Source organism: Nonomuraea sp. NPDC003727 (genome assembly GCF_053586935.1).
Genome location: NZ_JBSFNE010000018.1, coordinates 105430 through 121615, shown reverse-complemented (window position 1 = coordinate 121615; position 16186 = coordinate 105430). Strand labels below are relative to the sequence as shown.

16 protein-coding genes are annotated in these 16186 nt (G+C 72.0%); 9 read left to right on the top strand and 7 right to left on the bottom strand.

Going from position 1 to position 16186, the window contains the following annotated elements:
• The 6 genes from ACWDLG_RS35980 to ACWDLG_RS35955 all read right to left on the bottom strand — a co-directional run.
• Positions 1 to 1472 (bottom strand): MFS transporter (locus ACWDLG_RS35980; protein ID WP_449928710.1); only part of this gene is annotated, 1472 nt, incomplete at its 3' end.
• Positions 1469 to 2371, bottom strand: a complete 903-nt coding sequence (locus ACWDLG_RS35975; protein ID WP_449928708.1) for an SDR family oxidoreductase — start codon at positions 2369 to 2371, stop codon at positions 1469 to 1471. The genes ACWDLG_RS35980 and ACWDLG_RS35975, both read right to left, overlap by 4 nt.
• A complete protein-coding gene (locus ACWDLG_RS35970) occupies positions 2368 to 2727 on the bottom strand; it encodes a VOC family protein (protein WP_449928706.1) in 360 nt (119 codons plus the stop codon). The genes ACWDLG_RS35975 and ACWDLG_RS35970 overlap by 4 nt, the downstream gene beginning before the upstream one ends.
• Positions 2724 to 4187, bottom strand: a complete 1464-nt coding sequence (locus ACWDLG_RS35965) for an NAD(P)/FAD-dependent oxidoreductase (RefSeq protein ID WP_449928704.1) — start codon at positions 4185 to 4187, stop codon at positions 2724 to 2726. Before ACWDLG_RS35965 ends, ACWDLG_RS35970 begins: the two co-directional genes overlap by 4 nt.
• 1 nt (position 4188) lies before the next feature.
• Positions 4189 to 5415 carry a nitric oxide synthase oxygenase gene (locus ACWDLG_RS35960; protein ID WP_449928702.1) on the bottom strand — a complete coding sequence of 409 codons (1227 nt, stop codon included), beginning with the start codon at positions 5413 to 5415 and terminating at the stop codon, positions 4189 to 4191.
• A 19-nt stretch (positions 5416 to 5434) separates the two neighbouring features.
• On the bottom strand, positions 5435 to 5944 hold the full coding sequence (locus tag ACWDLG_RS35955; RefSeq protein ID WP_354915431.1) for a winged helix-turn-helix domain-containing protein: 510 nt from the start codon (positions 5942 to 5944) through the stop codon (positions 5435 to 5437).
• A gap of 212 nt (positions 5945 to 6156) precedes the next feature.
• On the opposite strand from ACWDLG_RS35955, the gene ACWDLG_RS35950 reads away from it, so the two are divergent.
• The 5 genes from ACWDLG_RS35950 (at position 6157) to ACWDLG_RS35930 (ending at position 10576) form a co-directional block, all read left to right on the top strand.
• Positions 6157 to 7125, top strand: coding sequence for an ATP-binding cassette domain-containing protein (locus ACWDLG_RS35950; protein ID WP_449928700.1), 969 nt, complete (start codon positions 6157 to 6159; stop codon positions 7123 to 7125).
• Positions 7122 to 7889, top strand: coding sequence for an ABC transporter permease (locus ACWDLG_RS35945; RefSeq protein ID WP_354915436.1), 768 nt, complete (start codon positions 7122 to 7124; stop codon positions 7887 to 7889). Before ACWDLG_RS35950 ends, ACWDLG_RS35945 begins: the two co-directional genes overlap by 4 nt.
• 124 nt (positions 7890 to 8013) lie before the next feature.
• On the top strand, positions 8014 to 8634 hold the full coding sequence (locus ACWDLG_RS35940; protein ID WP_354915439.1) for a DUF6073 family protein: 621 nt from the start codon (positions 8014 to 8016) through the stop codon (positions 8632 to 8634).
• Between the two features lie 66 nt (positions 8635 to 8700).
• The gene (locus ACWDLG_RS35935) at positions 8701 to 9984 is read left to right on the top strand and encodes an MFS transporter (RefSeq protein WP_449928698.1); all 1284 of its coding nucleotides are present in this window, start codon (positions 8701 to 8703) and stop codon (positions 9982 to 9984) included.
• Positions 9977 to 10576, top strand: a complete 600-nt coding sequence (locus tag ACWDLG_RS35930) for a class I SAM-dependent methyltransferase (protein WP_449928696.1) — start codon at positions 9977 to 9979, stop codon at positions 10574 to 10576. The genes ACWDLG_RS35935 and ACWDLG_RS35930 overlap by 8 nt, the downstream gene beginning before the upstream one ends.
• Positions 10577 to 10691: 115 nt before the next feature.
• On the opposite strand, the gene ACWDLG_RS35925 is transcribed toward ACWDLG_RS35930, so the two are convergent.
• The gene (locus ACWDLG_RS35925; protein ID WP_449928694.1) at positions 10692 to 11969 is read right to left on the bottom strand and encodes an ABC1 kinase family protein; all 1278 of its coding nucleotides are present in this window, start codon (positions 11967 to 11969) and stop codon (positions 10692 to 10694) included.
• Here ACWDLG_RS35925 and ACWDLG_RS35920 point away from each other — a divergent pair.
• The 4 genes from ACWDLG_RS35920 to ACWDLG_RS35905 are packed head-to-tail and all read left to right on the top strand — an operon-like array spanning position 11963 to position 16183.
• Positions 11963 to 12751 (top strand): O-methyltransferase, encoded by a 789-nt coding sequence (locus tag ACWDLG_RS35920; protein WP_449928692.1) that lies wholly within the window; start codon positions 11963 to 11965, stop codon positions 12749 to 12751. The genes ACWDLG_RS35925 and ACWDLG_RS35920 overlap by 7 nt on opposite strands.
• Positions 12748 to 13761 (top strand): 4-hydroxyphenylpyruvate dioxygenase, encoded by a 1014-nt coding sequence (hppD, locus tag ACWDLG_RS35915; RefSeq protein WP_449928690.1) that lies wholly within the window; start codon positions 12748 to 12750, stop codon positions 13759 to 13761. The genes ACWDLG_RS35920 and hppD overlap by 4 nt, the downstream gene beginning before the upstream one ends.
• Positions 13761 to 14873, top strand: coding sequence for an alpha-hydroxy acid oxidase (locus ACWDLG_RS35910; RefSeq protein ID WP_449928688.1), 1113 nt, complete (start codon positions 13761 to 13763; stop codon positions 14871 to 14873). Before hppD ends, ACWDLG_RS35910 begins: the two co-directional genes overlap by 1 nt.
• Positions 14870 to 16183 carry an aminotransferase-like domain-containing protein gene (locus tag ACWDLG_RS35905; protein ID WP_449928686.1) on the top strand — a complete coding sequence of 438 codons (1314 nt, stop codon included), beginning with the start codon at positions 14870 to 14872 and terminating at the stop codon, positions 16181 to 16183. Before ACWDLG_RS35910 ends, ACWDLG_RS35905 begins: the two co-directional genes overlap by 4 nt.
• Positions 16184 to 16186 lie beyond the last annotated feature (3 nt).

The window sequence follows — 16186 nt, the reverse complement described above, 5'->3', positions numbered from 1 at the left end:
CGTCGGTGACAGGCGTCGCCACCAGGGTGGCCAAGACGAGCGCCGCGACCAGGGGGCCAAATCGCGGGACAGGTCCGGGGTGAGGATCGTTGCTGGCGGGGCAGCGCGAGCGAGCAGACCGCGACGACAGCGGGGAACACCAGCGCGGCCAGGAAGCCGGCCCGGTATCCGGCCACCGCGGCGTCGGCTGACCCGGCCGCGGCGGAGGCGGCCTGGACGGCGACGAGGTTGAGCGCGGCCAGCCCGAACACGCCGCCCAGCTGCTGGGAGGTCGAGAGCAGGCCGGAGGCGAGCCCCTGCTGGTGGTCGGCGACGCCGGTGGTGGCCACGAACATGCCGGGGGCGAAGCCCAGCCCGCCGCCGATGCCGGAGACGAGCAGTCCGGGCACGACATGCAGCAGGAAGCTCCCCTCAGCCGGGACGGTGGCCAGCAGCAGCGAGCCCGCGGCGATCAGGAGCGCGGAGGCCAGCAGCACGTTCCGGACGCCGAAACGCCCGACGGCCGCCCCCGACTTGAGCGCCACCACGGTGATGACGGCCGACACCGGGGCGAAGCTGAGCCCCGCCTGCAGCGCGCTCGCGCCGAGCACCTGCTGCATCACCATCGCGGCCAGGAAGACGGTGGCCATGACGGTGGCCGACGAGGCGAAACAGATCACGTTGCCGAGGGTGACGTGCCGGTTGCGGAAGAGCCCCAGGGGGACGATCGGGTCCTGGACTCGCCGTTCGGTCAACCAGAACGCCCCGAGCAGCACCACCGCGGCCAGGCCGAGCAGCGCCACCTGGGCCGAGAGCCCCTGCTCGGCGGCCTGGGAGGCGCCGGTGACCAGGAGCACGAAGGCGCCGGTGAGCAGCGCGGCACCGACGACGTCGGTCCGCCCCGCGGCCCGGCCGGGAGTGGCGGAGACGCCGAGCAGGACCGCCAGCAGGACCAGGGCGGCGATCGGGACGTTGACGAAGAAGATCCACTCCCAGCCGGCCAGGCCGATCAGCACGCCGCCGAGCAGCTGGCCCGCCACCGCGCCGCCGGCCGAGACGGCTCCCCAGACGCCCATGGCCCTGGCCCGGCCCTCGCCTTCGCCGAAGCTGGTGGTGACGATCGAGAGCGCGGCGGGCGAGACGAGGGCGGCACCCAGGCCCTGAAGGCCGCGTGAGGCGAACAGCATCCAGCCGGTCTCGGCCAGCCCGCAGCCCAGAGAGGCGACCGCGAAGACGACCAGGCCGATCACCATCAGCCTGCGGGCGCCGAACAGGTCGGCCATCCGGCCCGTCGTGACCAGGAAGCCGCCGAACGCCAGCGCGTAGGCGGTCCCGACCCACTGGATGTCGGCCGGGCTGATCCCGAGGTCGGGCTGGATCGTGGGCAGTGCCACGGCCACCACGGCCACGTCGAGAATCAGCATGAACTGTGCCAGGCACAGCACCGCGAGCAGGATGCCCGGACCGCGGCTCGTCGATTGCTCTGAGGTCATCTGTAGTCCTCCGGATTGGTCTGTCCTTGCGTTGGCCCGAACGCGACCGTGCGGTAGCGGCCCCAGTCGGGCCGGGAACCGTCGAGGTCGGTGAAGCCGTACTCGCCGGCCAGCTGCCATGACGACAGCACGCGGCCGTTCCACCTGGCCACGTCCGGGTCCGTGGCGAGGGCGGCCACCGCCCTGCCCACGTAGTGCGGCGACTCGGCCAGCGCGAAGTGGCGGTCCTTGGCGACGGCGTCGCGCCAGTTCTCCTCGGTGACGCCGAAGCCCTCCAGCATCGCCTCCGAGCGGAGGAAGCCGGGGGTGAGCGCGACGGCGGTCAGGCCGTGCTTGCCGAGATCCTCGCCGAGCACGCGGCCCAGCCGCCGTACGCCGGCCTTGACAACGTCGTAGAAGAGGGAGCCGTAGTAGTCGTCGCCGTCGCCGTCGGTGATCTCCACCACGAGCCCGCGGCCCCGCCGTACCATCAGCGGAACCAGGCGGTGCAGGGAGACCAGGTGACTCTGGATGCCGTTGCGCCAGGCGGTCAGGGCGTTGGCCAGGTCGTGCTCCCAGAAGGGCTTGCCCCACTCCACGAGTGGGTCGCCGCCCCACACGTCGTTGACCAGGACGTCGAGCCTGCCCGCCACCTCCGACTCCAGCCGCTCGCGCAGCGCGTCGACCTCGGCGGGCTCGGTGAAGTCGCAGCGCACGGGGATGCCGCGCCCGCCGGCCTTCTCGACGAGTTCGGCGGTCTCCTCGATGGTCTCGGGCCGTTTCATGGCGGAGGGCCGGTCGCGCGTGGACCGGCCCGCCGCGTACACGGTGGCGCCCAGCGCGCCGAGGCTGACCGCGATGCCGCGGCCGGCCCCTCGGGTGGCGCCGGCGACGACGGCGACGAGGTCCGCGTGCGTCACAGCGCCCCCGCCCACAGCCCGAAGGCCGTCCCGGTGGGCGCGGTGAGGCAGGCGAAGGCGCCCGACTCCGCGTCGACGAAGGTGGGCGGGACGTCCACCCGCGCGCCGAGCCGGATGGCCAGCTCGACGGAGGCCCGCAGGTCCTCCACGAAGGCGTAGACGAGGGTGCCGGGCGGGCCGCCGGGCGCCGAGTCCGTCGCGGTGATCATGCCGATCTCGTCGGCGCCGTTCCACACCGTCACGCCGAACGGCTCGAACGGTTTGAAGTTCCAGCCGAGCAGCGCGCCGAAGAAGGCGGTGGCCGCTTCGAGGTCGGGGGTGCGCAGCTCGAACCAGTCGACGCGTCCAGGGATCACGACACGCCTCCGTAGTGCCGGTAGGAGGCGGCCAGGTAGTCGGTGACCAGGCTCTTGGCGTCTGGGTCGCTCATGATCGCCAGGATGATCTCCGGCGCCAGGCCGATCGGGTGCTCCAGGCTGTCGTAGAAGCTCCGGGCCGCCGCCTGGTAGTGGCCTTCGAACAGGGAGGTGTCGGTGTGGGACGGCAGCCGCAGCCCCGCCTCGATGGCCGCCGACACGCCGTGGAAGGCGAACTCCTTCACCGCCTCGTCGACGGTCAGCGACTCGATCGGCCGCCGCTCGGGCGTGAAGTGCGGCAGCGCCTCGGCCAGGCTCGCGCCGCCCAGCAGGTCGTCGACCACGAGCCGGGCGATCTCGGGAGAGCAGTGGAAGCCGTCCCGGTAGGTGCCCGCGACCACCGTCAGCCCCGCCACGGAGGTGCGGCCGATCAGGGGGTAACCGTCGACCGCCACCGGCCGGTTGCCGACCAGCCAGCGGCGCACGTCGGAGAAGAACAGCCGCTGGTCCAGCTGCTCGCGGGCGACCTGGACGAGGAACTCGCTCATGCCGACGTCCTGGACGTAGGCGGGCGCGCTGTAGACCAGGTTGGTGGCGCCGATGTACTCCACGCCGTCGCCCTGCGGGACCAGGTGCAGGCCGCAGGAGCCCGACCGGTTGGGTGTGCGGACCACGTGCTGGAAGCCGGGGTGCGCCTGCCGTACCGTCTCGACGGCGATGCCCTTGCCGCACAGCACGGGCGGCACGCTGCCGGGCGGCAGCACGTCGAGGAGGGCGCGGCTGAAGGCGCCCGCGGCCAGCACGACACTGTCGCAGGCCAGCACCTCGCCGCCGGCCAGCCTGACCCCGCTGACCCGGCCACCGCTCGTCTCGACCCCGGCGACCTGGGCGTCGATCGTGCCGACGCGCAGCTCCGACAGCGCCCGCTCGAGCGCGGGGAGCACCTCGCGGGCGTCGATGGCGCCCTCCCTGGGCAGGTGGACGGCACGCAGCGGCCTGGCCTCCGCCACGGGCTGCAGACCCACCACGTCCTGGGGGTCGATCTCCTCGTGCGGCTCGTCGAACTTGGCCGCGGCGCTCAGCAGGGCGGCGAAGTTCTCGTCGTCGAGGTGCCCGGACTTCGCGTTCAGCAGCACCGTGGTGCCGGTGGGCGCGCCGTCGCCGAGACCGCCGTTTCCCGACGCCTCCGCCAGCCCGGCCCGCCAGTCGGGCCAGGCGTCCAGGGCGTCCTTGCAGAGCTGGAACTTGGCCTGCCCGGCGGGCGAGAGCAGGGTGTACTTGGTCACCTCGCCGAAGCAGTTGAGCATGGCGCCCGCGGCGACGGACGCGGCGCCCGCCCGCTGCGCCGGGCCGACCACCAGGACGCTGGTGCCGGGGGCTCGCCTGGCCAGTTCGTAGGCGATGGACATGCCGATCACACCGTTGCCGACGACGATGACGTCGGCTTTTCGTGCGCTCATCTCATGGCTCCCAAGGGTCGAAGGATGGTGAGAAGACCAGGGCCGATCCGTCGGAGACCACGTGGCCGGCGCCGGTGCGGATCTCCGAGGGGAGGAAGTTCGGCAGCAGGTGGCTGGTGTCGTAGTAGCGGTGGAACACCGGGGTCTGCGAGCCCGACATCGGCGGGACGATCCAGCTCCAGTCCGCCGGGCACCTGCGGCCGGCCCGCTCCTCTCGGTTCAGGTGGTTGATGAAGCGCTCGGACTCGGTGTGGTGGTCGGTGATGGTCACCCCCGCCTGGTGGAAGGAGTGCAGCACCGCGCGGTTGACCTCGACGAGCGCTCGGTCTCGCCACAGGTGGTGCTCGGCCGAGGTGTCCAGGCCGAAGATCGCGGCCACGGCGGGCAGCACGTCGTACCTGTCGCGGTCGGCGAGGTTGCGCGCGCCGATCTCGGTGCCCATGTACCAGCCGTTGAACGGGGCGGCGGGGTAGTCGACGCCGCCGACGCGCAGCACCATGTTGCTGATCGCGGGTACGGCGTGCCAGCGCAGGCCCAGGCCGGCGAAGGCAGGCTCGTCGGGATGCGCGATGGGCACCTCGAGCACGGCCTCGGACGGCAGCTGCACCAGGAGCGGGTCGCGGCCGGAGGCGTGCACGATCAGGGGCAGCAGGTCGAAGCGGCCCCGCGGTTCGGGCGGCTGCCAGCCCAGCGACGCCGCGGCCGCGGTCAGCCCGACGTTGCGCGGGTCGCCGACGACTCCCGAGGGCGTGCGGTATCCGGCGTACCTGATGAGCTGGTCGTTGCGGATGCGAGGTCCTGGACGACCGGGCTGGTCGGGGGCGAACACCGTGATGACCGGGCGGATCCGGCCGCCGTTGCTCGCGGCGTGCAGGTGTTCCAGGCATCCGGCCGCGACTCCTTCGGCGTCGCCGACCAGGCGCCGGTCGAGCACCTTGAGACTGCGCCAGTAGAGCCGCCCTATGCACCGCGCGGAGTTGCGCCAGGCCACCCGGGCGCCGAAGGTGAGCTCGGCCTGGGTGTGCCAGTAGGTGCCGGAGTCCTCGATCTGCGCGCGCACCTGCGCCAGCCGCCTGGTCAGGCCGTGGCCGCCCAGCTGCTCGTGATGGTAGAGGCTGACGAAGTGCTCCGCCTCGGCCAGCAGGCGCCGGACGGCGAGGTCGCGCCGCTCCCTGACAGGCCACAGCGTCGCCGTGCGCGGCGCAGGCGCGGCGCTCTTCCCGCTCACGGTCACCTCGGCCCTCCGGTCAGACTTCGTGGAGCTCAAGCTGGTAGCCCAGTCCCCAGACGGTGCGGATCACCAGGCCGAGCGGCTGGATGCGCCGGCGGATCCGCATGATGTGCAGGTCGAGCGCGTTGCGCAGGGACCTGCCCGAGCGCTCAGGCAGGCACTGCTCGAGTTCTTCGCGGCGCACCACGTCCCCGAAGCAGTTGACCAGGCACTGGAGGAGATCGGCCTCCGTCGGGGAGATCGCCGCGGACCGGGAGGCGTATCTGATCACCCCGATGGGGTCGATCTCCGGCACCCGGTCGACCCGTACGCGGGCGCGCAGGGTGGCGACCCGCGCCTCGAGATCGTCGCGGCTGATCGGCGGACGGACCCAGTCCTCCTTGACGTCACCGCAGAACGGCGGTTTGGAGCCGCCTTCGACGATCAGCAGCCGCGGCACACCCAGGGCTCGGAAGTACTCGCGGCGACTCTCCTCGGCGGGCCACCGAACAAGTACGACGTCGATGTCCTTGTGCGTGGACCGCATGTGATCCCACCCTTTGTCGGTCGGTTTCTGCGTACCCATCGGCAACTCGGACTCTAACAAAGGCACTACATATTCTTGAACCTACCCGAATGGGTATGCCCAGCCGTACACCTGAGGGCGGAGAAGATGGAAGGCCGAGCGGCGCGAGGCGAACCTTTCATCTGCTAACAGATTCTTTACCGGAATAGCCGATAAGGGTTTTAATCCGGAGCATGCGACCGGAAGCCTCCGCGATAGCGGTCGAGGGCCTCGTCAAGTCCTACGGGCGCACCGCCGCGCTGCGGGGACTGACCATGCACGCGGCCCGCGGGACGGTGGTCTGCCTGATGGGCCCCAACGGCGCCGGCAAGACCACCGTGATCCGCGTCCTGTCGACCTTGACCAGGCCGGACGGCGGCACAGCGCGGGTGTGCGGCCACGACGTGGTCCAGGCCGCCGGCCGGGTCCGCGCGCTGATCGGCCTGACCGGCCAGGACGCCGCGGTCGACGAGCACCTCACCGCGATGGAGAACCTCTGGCTGTTCGCCCGGCTGAACGGGCTGGCCCGCCGCCTCGCGCGCAGCAGGGTCGCCGAGCTCGTCGAGGCCTTCGACCTCGGACCGGTCGCCGAGCGGCCGGTGCGGACCTACTCCGGCGGCCTGCGCCGGCGGGTGGATCTGGCGGCCGCGCTGGTCGCGGCCCCGCCCGTGCTCTTCGTCGACGAGCCGACGACGGGGCTGGATCCGCGCAGCCGCAGGACGCTGTGGGAGCTGATCCGCGCGCGAGCGCGGGCGGGTTCCACGATCCTGCTGACCACGCAGTACCTGGAGGAAGGCGACCAGCTCGCGGACCGCATCTACGTGGTGGACCAGGGCCGCGCGGTCGCCGAGGGCACGCCGGACGAGCTGAAGGCGAGGATCGGCGGTGAGCGCATCGAGGTCACCCTGGCCCATCCGGCCGCCCTCCCGCTGGCGGCGGCCGAGCTCGAGACGCTGCTCGGCGGCCGTCCCGAGGTGGACGCGGCGGCGCTGACCGTGAGCGTGCTCACCGACGACCGGCCGGGCGTGCTGTCCCGGGCGGTGCGCGGGCTGGACGAGGCGGGAGTGGACGTGACGGACGTACGGCTGCGCAGGCTCACCCTCGACGACGTGTTCTTCGCCTTCACCGGCGCCGAGCCCGCGGCGAACGGGCACCGGCGGTGACCGCGGTCGCGGTCGAGGTGACCTCGCTGGTCCGCCGCAACCTCATCCACCTGCGGCGGCGTCCCGAGCTGCTGGTGTTCTCGATCGTCGAGCCCGTGGTGCTGGTGCTGCTGTTCCGTTACGTCTTCGGCGGCGCCGTCGGCCTCAGCACGGACCTGGCCTATCCCGACTTCATGGTGCCGGGCATCCTGGTGCAGACCGTCACGCTGGGCTCGATCACCATCGGCGCGGGCCTGGCCCAGGACCTGCGGCTGGGGCTGATGGACAGGTTCCGGTCGCTGCCGATCTCCAGGGTGTCGGTGGTGGCCTCGCACGCGCTGGCCGGGCTGCTCCGGAGCTCGGTCGTGGTGCTGGTGATGGCCCTGGTGGGGGTGGCGGTGGGCTTCCGGCCCGCCGCGAGCCCGTCGCAGGCGCTGCTCGCGCTGATCCTGCTGTGGTTGTACGGCGTGGCCATGGCCTGGGTGACGCTGACGCTCGCCCTGATCCTGAGGAGCGTGGAGGCCACCGAGACCATCGGGCTGGGCCTGCTGTTCCCTCTGACGATGCTGAGCAGTGCCTTCGTGCCCATCGAGACCCTGCCAGGGCCCCTGCGTGCCTTCGCCGACCACCAGCCCGTCACCGCGGCCATCGACGCGACCCGTGCGCTGCTGCTGGACCGGCCGGTGGGGGGCGACCTGTGGGCGGCGGTGGCGTGGTCGCTCGCGATCGTCGCGGTCCTCGCGCCGGTGACGGCCGCGCTCTATCAGCGTCGCATTGGCAGATAACTTTTTATATAGCGAAATAAGTACATAGATGTGGCGAATGCCAGGGAATGCTGCCTCTTGACACCTCCTCGCTCGCTAGATAAATCTAAAGCGAAAGCAGCACGGCCAACCACAGGAGCAGAGCATGACCGTGAACTACTTCCCCCCCGCCGGCACCGACTACCTCCGGCTCTGGACCGACGCCGTCATCGAGCTGGCCGGCGGCGAGGAGACCATCGAGGCTGACGGCTGGTTCTGCGTGACCCGCAGCAACCCCGAGCGACAGAACCCGAACGCGATCGTCACGCAGATCATCCAGATGTACCTGCCCGGCCGCAGCGAGCACCTCGGCAACTTCGTCTTCAGCCTCAACCCGCAGATCCCCACCATGGGCGAGGAGACCACCTTCGCGGTCAACAAGTTCGACAGCCGGTTCAAGGGCTACTTCAACGTCTACTTCCAGCTCGAGCTGCTGGACCAGGGCAAGACGCTGATCAACAAGGAGCCCGTGGTGATCGAGGGCGTCTTCGGCGCCCTGCCCCCGATCGGCGCCATCGGTGAGATGGCCCCCGGCGACCGCGTCGGCATGTACGACAAGGACAACCCCGACTCCGAGCCCGTGATGTACATGCTGGCCACCAGGAAGATCGTCGGCCAGTACGTCACCGGCGACTACGCCGCCCGCAAGGAGGACTTCCTGGCGGTCAAGGAGCAGGCCGCCGAGTTCGCCCGGACCGGCAGGCTCGGCTCCATCGCCGAGGTGTGAGGTCCGACCCGATTCGAGGCGGGGGCGCGTAGCGGCCCCGCCTCAAAGCGTGCGCGAGGAGAATGTGTGAACACCGGTACGACAGACCGCCGCTGGAGGCTCGTCCCGCCCGGCTACCGCCCGGTCCTGCGCAACCGCCGGTTCATGCGGCTGCTGCCGGGCCTGCTGATCTCCAGATTCGGCGACGGCATGGGCGGGGTGGCCCTGACCTGGCTGGCGCTCGAACTGGCGCCCGCCGATCAGCGCGGCCAGGTCGTCGGGCTGGCCCTGGCCGCCTACGTGCTGCCGGGAGCGCTGTCCGGGCTCCTGCTCGGCCGGTGGTGCGCCCGCCTCGACAGCCGCACGCTGCTGATCACCGACGCGCTGCTGCGTGCCGCCCTGCTGTCGTCGGTCATGGTGCTGCACCGGTTCGACGCCCTGTCGGCCTTCGGCTACATCGGCATCCTCGCGCTCTCCTCCCTCTTCCACACCTGGGGCATGGGGGCCAGGACCGCGGTCGTGGCCGAGCTCGTGGACGAGGAGGAGGACCGGCGCGCGGCCAACTCCCTGCTGTACTCCGGCGGCCAGCTCAGCCTGATCCTGGGCCCGGCCGTCGCCGGCCTGCTGGCCACGGCGATCGGCCCCGACGCGGTGCTGGCCACCAACGGGCTGTGCTTCCTGGTGCTGGCCGTCTCGCTCGTGGGCTTCCCGCGCCTCGGCCGGCCCCCGGCGGAGGAGGCCGAGGGGCTGGGCAGCATGCTCCCCGGGCTGCGCGCCCTGTTCGGCAACGTGCGGGTGGCAACGCTGATCGTGATGACCTTCGTGGTGGCCGTCATCGCCACCCCCGTCGACGTCGCCCTGCCGGTCTACGTGGCCGACATCCTGGGCGGCTCGGCGAGCACGCTCGGGCTGTTCTGGACGCTGTACGGCGTGGGCGGCCTCGCGGGGGCGATCCTGGGCGGCGCCCTGCGCAGGATCCCGCTCTGGCCGGCCACCATCGCCATCGCCTTCGGCTGCGGCGCCGCGGTGCTGCCGCTCGGGCTGACGGCCATGTTCCTGCCCGCCCTCATCGGCTTCGCCATCAGCGGCTTCGTCTTCGCGCCCTACCCCGCCCTGTCGACCACCCTGCTCCAGCAGTCCATTCCCGCCGCCGCGATGGTGGCCGCGGGAACCGCCTGGTCGAGCATGATCCTGGTGGCCGAGCCGATCGGCTCGGCCCTCGGCGGCGCCATGGTGCAGCGGCTCGGGCCGCAGCCCACCATCCTCATCTCCGCCTTCGCCATGATGGGCGTGGCGCTGCTGGCCTGCCTGCCCTCCCTCCTGTCGCGCCTGCTCCGCAGGCCCCAGCCCGTCGGAGCGCCCGATGCGTGACACCGGCTCAGTGGACCAGTTCAACCGCATGGCCCGCCGCTACGACAGCAGCCCCGGCCAGTACGGCTGCCGCCGCGCCGACCCCGACGTGCTCGCGGCGGCGGCCGACCTGTCCCCTGACACGGTGCTGGACGTGGGCTGCGGCACCGGGCGACTGCTGAGCCTGGCCGCCGGCCGGTGGCCGCGGGCCCGCCTGTACGGCGTGGACCCGGCCGGCGAGATGGTTCGCGTGGCGGGCGAGAAGCTGCCGCGGGCCCGCCTCCACGTGTGCGGCGCCGAGCGGCTGCCGTTTCCGGACCGGAGCTTCGACCTGGTGCTCAGCACCACGGCGTTCGGCCACTGGCAGGACCAGCCCGCCGGGTTGCGGGAGATCGCCCGTGTGCTGCGCCGTCCCGGCCGGCTCGTGCTGGCCGAACACCGGCCGCCGCCGCGCTGGGCCCGACCGCTCCTGCGCCTGGTCGGCGGCGAGCTGCCGGCGCACCGCACTCCGGAGGAGACGCGGCACCTGCTGACGCAGGCGGGTTTCCAGGTGCGGAGCATCGGGCGGGTGCGGGGCGGGCTGGTGCTGGCGGTCGCCGAGCCGGCGAGCTGACCGGCTCCCGCCCTCGCCGCGGGAGCCGGCCAGCACGTTCCTGGACGGGCACGCCGGTCAGCACGGCCTTCGGACCCGCACGCCGGTCAGCACGGCCCGCGGACCCGCACGCCGGTCAGCTCACCTTGCGCTCGATCGGCACGCCGGTCAGCAGCGCCTTGAACAGCACCGGCTTGGCCTCGTTCTGGAAGTCCACGTCCGCGTGGAAGTCGTTGATCATCCCTTCCAGCACCAGCAACGACAGCAGCGGGAAGACGAACTCGGGGGCGGCGTACAGGCCGCTGCGCCGCTGCAGGTCGAAGAGCTTGGCGGCGAAGGGCGCCAGGCGGAAGTCGCGCGCCGGACGGCTGGCCGCCCCGGCGACCAGCGCCCCGATGCCTTCGCGGAAGGCGTCCAGATCGGCGTGCTCGCCGATGCTCCTGGCGCTGCGGATGACGATGCCGGCGCAGTAGGGGCCGTTGCCGCGCGCCATGTTGAGGAAGAACTCGGCGAACAGGCGGCGCACCTTCGGCTCCAGCCGGACCACGAAGCCCGCGTCGAGGATGACGATGCCGCCGTCCGGCGCGATGTACAGGTTGCCCGGATGCAGGTCGCAGTGGACCAGGCCGTTGATGAAGAGCATGCGGTACGCGCACCGGAGCACCCGCCTGACCACCAGCTCGGCCACCTCGGCCGGCAGTTCGGCCGGCTCGATCCGCCGCAGGCCGGGCAGGTACTCCATGACCAGCACCCCCTCGGCCCCCGCTTCGCGCACGGGTTCGGGGACGCGCAGGTAGGCCAGGTCCCCGAGGTTGCGGCGCAGCGCGTCGAGCGCGTCGGCCTCGGCCGCGAAGTCGAGCTGGGCCAGCACGGCGTCGCGGCACTGCCCGACGATCTCGCCGGCGGGCAGCCCCCGCATGCCGGGCAGGCGCTGCATGAGACGGGCGCCCGATTCGGCCAGGGCGAAGTCGGCGCGCATGCGCGGAGCGATCCCCACGCGGCGCACCTTGACGGCCACCTGCCGCCCGTCGGTCAGCACGGCCCGATAGACGCACGCGATGCTGCCGCTGGCGATCGGCTCCCAGTCGAAGTCGGCGAAGGGCCACGGGCGGCCCGCGTAGGCCGACCGCACCGCCTCGCGGGCATCCTGCTCGCTCATCGGGGCCACCTGGTCGTGGAGCCGGCCGAGCGCCTCGCAGATCTCCCGCGGCAGCAGATCCTGCCGGGTGCTGAGCAGCTGGGCGCCCTTGACGAAGCTGGGCCCCAGCTCGGTCACCAGCGTGCGCAGCTGCTTCCTGAGCACCGCGCGACGGCTTCCCCTGCCGCTCAGGGCGATCGCCGGCAGGGCGGCGCAGCTCCGGCGCACGGTGACTGCGGCGATGGCGAGGGCACGGCTCCAGGTTCGAAATGCCATTGCGGGCCCCTCGGTCGGTGATGTCCTCAGCGTGCCGCATATACGAAAAGGCAATGGCGATCGATTGCTGGATCCCGAAAGATTCCACCTATTTCAGAGAAGCGCACCCTATATCTACTGATATGCAACCAATCACTTTGCCCGGCATCGAGGAATACGCCCTTGCGCACACCACTCCGGACCCCCCGAGCCTGCTGGCGCTCGCGGCGGAGACCCAGGCAAGGTGTGAGCGGCCGCACATGATGGTGGGACCGGTGGAAGCGCGATTCCTGCAATTCCTGGTGTGGACGTTGCGTCCCAGGGCCGTCCTGGAAATCGGTACATTCACCGGCTATTCCGCGTTGTCCATGGCCGGCGAGTTGCCGCCCGACGGACACATTGTCACGTGCGAACTCAGCCAGGAGCACGCCGACATAGCGCGCAAGCACATCGCGACGGCGGGCCACGACGACCGCATCACGGTCGTCGTCGGGCCGGCCATGGAGACGATCCGCACGCTGCCCGGCCCCTTCGACCTCATCCTGCTCGACGCCGACCAGGCCCACTTCCCCGAGTACCTGGACGAGCTGGTGCCCAAGCTCGCCGACAGGGGCGTGCTCGCCGTCGACAACACCCTGTGGAGCGGGGCCGTCCTCGACCCGTCCGACACGCTGGACAGCACCGAGGGCATCCGCCGTTTCAACGACCTGGTGGCCGCGCGTACGGACCTGGTCTCGGTGCTGCTCAGCGTGCGGGACGGGCTGACCCTCATCCGCCGTGCCCCGGGAGGAACGCAGACGTGACCCCGCACGGCATCGACCACCTCGAACTGTTCACCGGCGAGCCCGCCCGGCTGACCGCCTACCTGCGGGACGGCCTCGGCTTCACCGAGCACGCCGACGTGCCCTTCCCCGTCGAGGACCGCACGTCGGTGCTGCTGACCCAGGGACACATCGAGCTCGTCGTGAGCGCGCCGCGGCAGCAGGGCAGGGCCGCCGCCTTCGTCGCCAGGCACGGCGAGGGGGTCGCCGACATCGCCCTCCGCGTCGCCGACGCGGAGGCCGCCTTCGACGCGGCCGTCGCGCGCGGGGCCAGGCCCGTGCGGGAGCCCACCACGTTCGGGCAGACGGTCATCGGGGTCGTCGGCGGGCCGGGAGACGTCGTGCACTCGCTCGTCGAAAGGCCCGGACGCGAGCCCTCAGGCGCCGGCCCGCTGCTCCTGGTCGACCACGTCGCCATGTGCCTGCCCGCCGGGATGCTCGCCCCCTCCATCAGGTTCTACCGCGACGTCTTCGGCTTCGAGACGATCTTCGAGGAGAAGATCGAGATCGGCGACCAGGGCATGGACTCCAAAGTGGTGCAGAGCCCGTCGGGCGGCATCACCTTCACGCTGATCGAGCCGGACATCGCCCGCGCCCCCGGCCAGATCGACGCGTTCCTGGACCGGCACGGCGGCGCGGGAGTGCAGCACGTGGCGCTCATGACCGACGACATCGTGAGCTCCGTGGCCGAGCTCGAGGCCCGCGACGTGGAGTTCCTCACCGCCCCGCTGCGCTACTACGACACCCTCGCCGAGCGCGTGACCACCATGACCGACCGCATCCAGGTCCTGCGCGAGCGGAACGTGCTGGTCGACCGGGACCACTGGGGTGTGCTGCTGCAGATCTTCACCAAGCCCGTCCATCCCTCCGGCGCCTTCTTCTTCGAGCTCATCGAGCGGCGAGAGGCCAGGACGTTCGGCAGCGGCAACGTGCGCGCGCTGTACGAGGCCGTGGAGCAGGAGCGCCGGGCCTCCCTCGCGGCGAGACCGTGATGACGACCTCCGCGCTCGGCCAGGAGCCGTCCGTCGCCCTGCGGACGGAGGACTTCGCCGTCCTGGCACAGGCCCGGCTCGATCCCGCCGTCTGGGACTTCCTGTCCGGCGGAAGCGGCGCGGAGCGCACCCTCGCCGGCAACCTGCGGGCCTTCGACGCGGTACGGCTGCGCCCGCGGATCCTGACCGGCACGGCCGAACCGGACACCCACGTCGACGTGTTCGGGCACCGGTGGCCGGCGCCCTTCGCGATCGCCCCCGTCGCCTGCCACCGGCTGCTGCACCCGGAGGGAGAGGTCGCCACCGTCAGGGGAGCGGGAGCGCTGGGCGCCGTCACGATCGTGCCCATGCTGGCCAGCCGGACGCTGGAGGACATCAGCAGGGCGGCGGCCGGGGCCCCGCTGTGGCTGCAGCTCTTCTGGACCAGGGACCGCGGCCTCATGATCGAGCTCGTCCGGCGGGCCGAGAGCGCCGGATACGGCGCCCTGGTCATCACCTCGGACATGCCCGTGATGGCCAGGCGGCTGCGCGACCTGCGCAACCGCTTCGTGATCGAGCCGGAGCTCGGCCCGGTCAACCTCGGCTCCGCCGGGGTGCAGGTGCGCGGCGGCGAAGGCGAGTCGGGGGTGAGGGCGCACGCGGCCAGGACCTTCGACCCCACCGCCACCTGGCACGACCTGGAGTGGCTGCGCTCCACCACCAGGCTGCCCGTGATCGTCAAGGGCGTGCTCACCGACCGCGACGCGGCGCTGGCCGTACGGCACGGCGCCCAGGGCGTCGTGGTCTCCAACCACGGCGGGCGGCAGCTGGACGGGGCGCAGTCCTCGCTCACCGCCCTGCGCGAGGTGGCGGACGCGCTCGGCGGCCGGGTGCCGGTGCTCGTGGACGGCGGCGTGCGCAGGGGCGTCGACGTGCTGGTCGCGCTGGCCGCCGGCGCCGACGCGGTGCTGCTCGGCCGCGCGCCCATGTGGGGCCTCGCCGCGGCGGGCGAGCGGGGCGTGCGGGAGGTGCTCGCGCTGATCCTCGAGGAGCTGGAGGAGGCCATGCTCCTGTGCGGTGCCGCGACCACGGCCGATCTCGGGCCCGGCCTGCTGTCGTGGAGCGCGCCATGACCGCGCTGCTCAACGAGATCCCGGCCGAGGACCTGTGTCCCGCGCTGGGGCATCCCGTGCTGAGCTCGGCCGCCTTCCTCAACGAGGTCGCCGGCCGCTACCCGCGGGCCGTCTCCCTGGCCGCGGGCCGGCCGTACGACGGCTTCTTCGACCCCGCCGAGCTCGGCGACAACCTGCTGGCCTACCAGGAGCACCTGATCGGGCGCGAGGGACTGTCCCCCGGCGAGGTCACCCGCCGCCTCTTCCAGTACGGCAGGACCGCCGGGCACATCCACGGCCTGATCGCCGAGCTGATCGCCAACGACGAGGGCATCCACGTGCCGGCCGAGTCGATCGTCGTGGTCAACGGGGCGCAGGAAGGCATGCTGATCACGCTCAGGGCGCTCTGCAACGCGCCCGGCGACGTGCTGCTCACCACCTCTCCCGCCTACATCGGCATTCTCGGTGCGGCCAGGCTGCTCGGCATCAGCTGCGCCGCGGTGGCCGAGGACGAGGACGGCGTGGATCCCGCGGCCGTCGCGGCCGTCGCGCGCCGCCTGCGCGCCAGCGGCCGGCGCCCCCGTGCCCTGTATCTGGTGCCGGACTTCTCCAACCCCAGCGGCCACACGCTCAGCGCGGAGCGTCGCGGCGCCCTGCTGCGCGTGGCCGAGGACGAGGGGTTGCTGATCCTGGAGGACAGCCCCTACGGCTTTCTCGCCGACCCGCCGCTGCCCAGCCTGAAGTCGCTGGACACCTCGGGCCGGGTGATCCACATCGGTTCCTTCGCCAAGACGTGCTTCCCCGGGGCCAGGGTCGGCTACGTCGTCGCCGACCAGGTGGTACGGCACGCCGACGGCTCGCGCTCGACGCTGGCGGACCAGCTCGCCCTGATCCGCAGCATGATCACGGTCAACACCTCGTCGGTGGCCCAGGCCGTGATCGGCGGCATCCTGGTGCGTTCGCGATGCCGGCTGCGCGAGCACAACGCCGAGCGGATCCGCTTCTATCGCGAGAACCTGGCCGCCCTGCTGCGCGCCCTGGACCACTGGCTGCCCGATGACGTCAGGAACCGGCTCGGAGTGTCGTGGAACGCGCCGGGCGCCGGCTTCTTCGTGGTGGTCAGGGTGCCCTTCCCGGCGGACGAGAACCTGCTCACCGTCTCCGCGCGCGACTACGGCGTGGTGTGGACGCCCATGAGCTACTTCTTCGCCGACGGCGGCGGATCCCGCGCGATACGGCTGTCGTGCAGCTCGGTGAGCGCCGCCGACCTCGAGGAGGGCGCGCGCCGGCTCGCCCTGCTGGTGCGCGACACAGCCCAGATGAGGAGATGATTG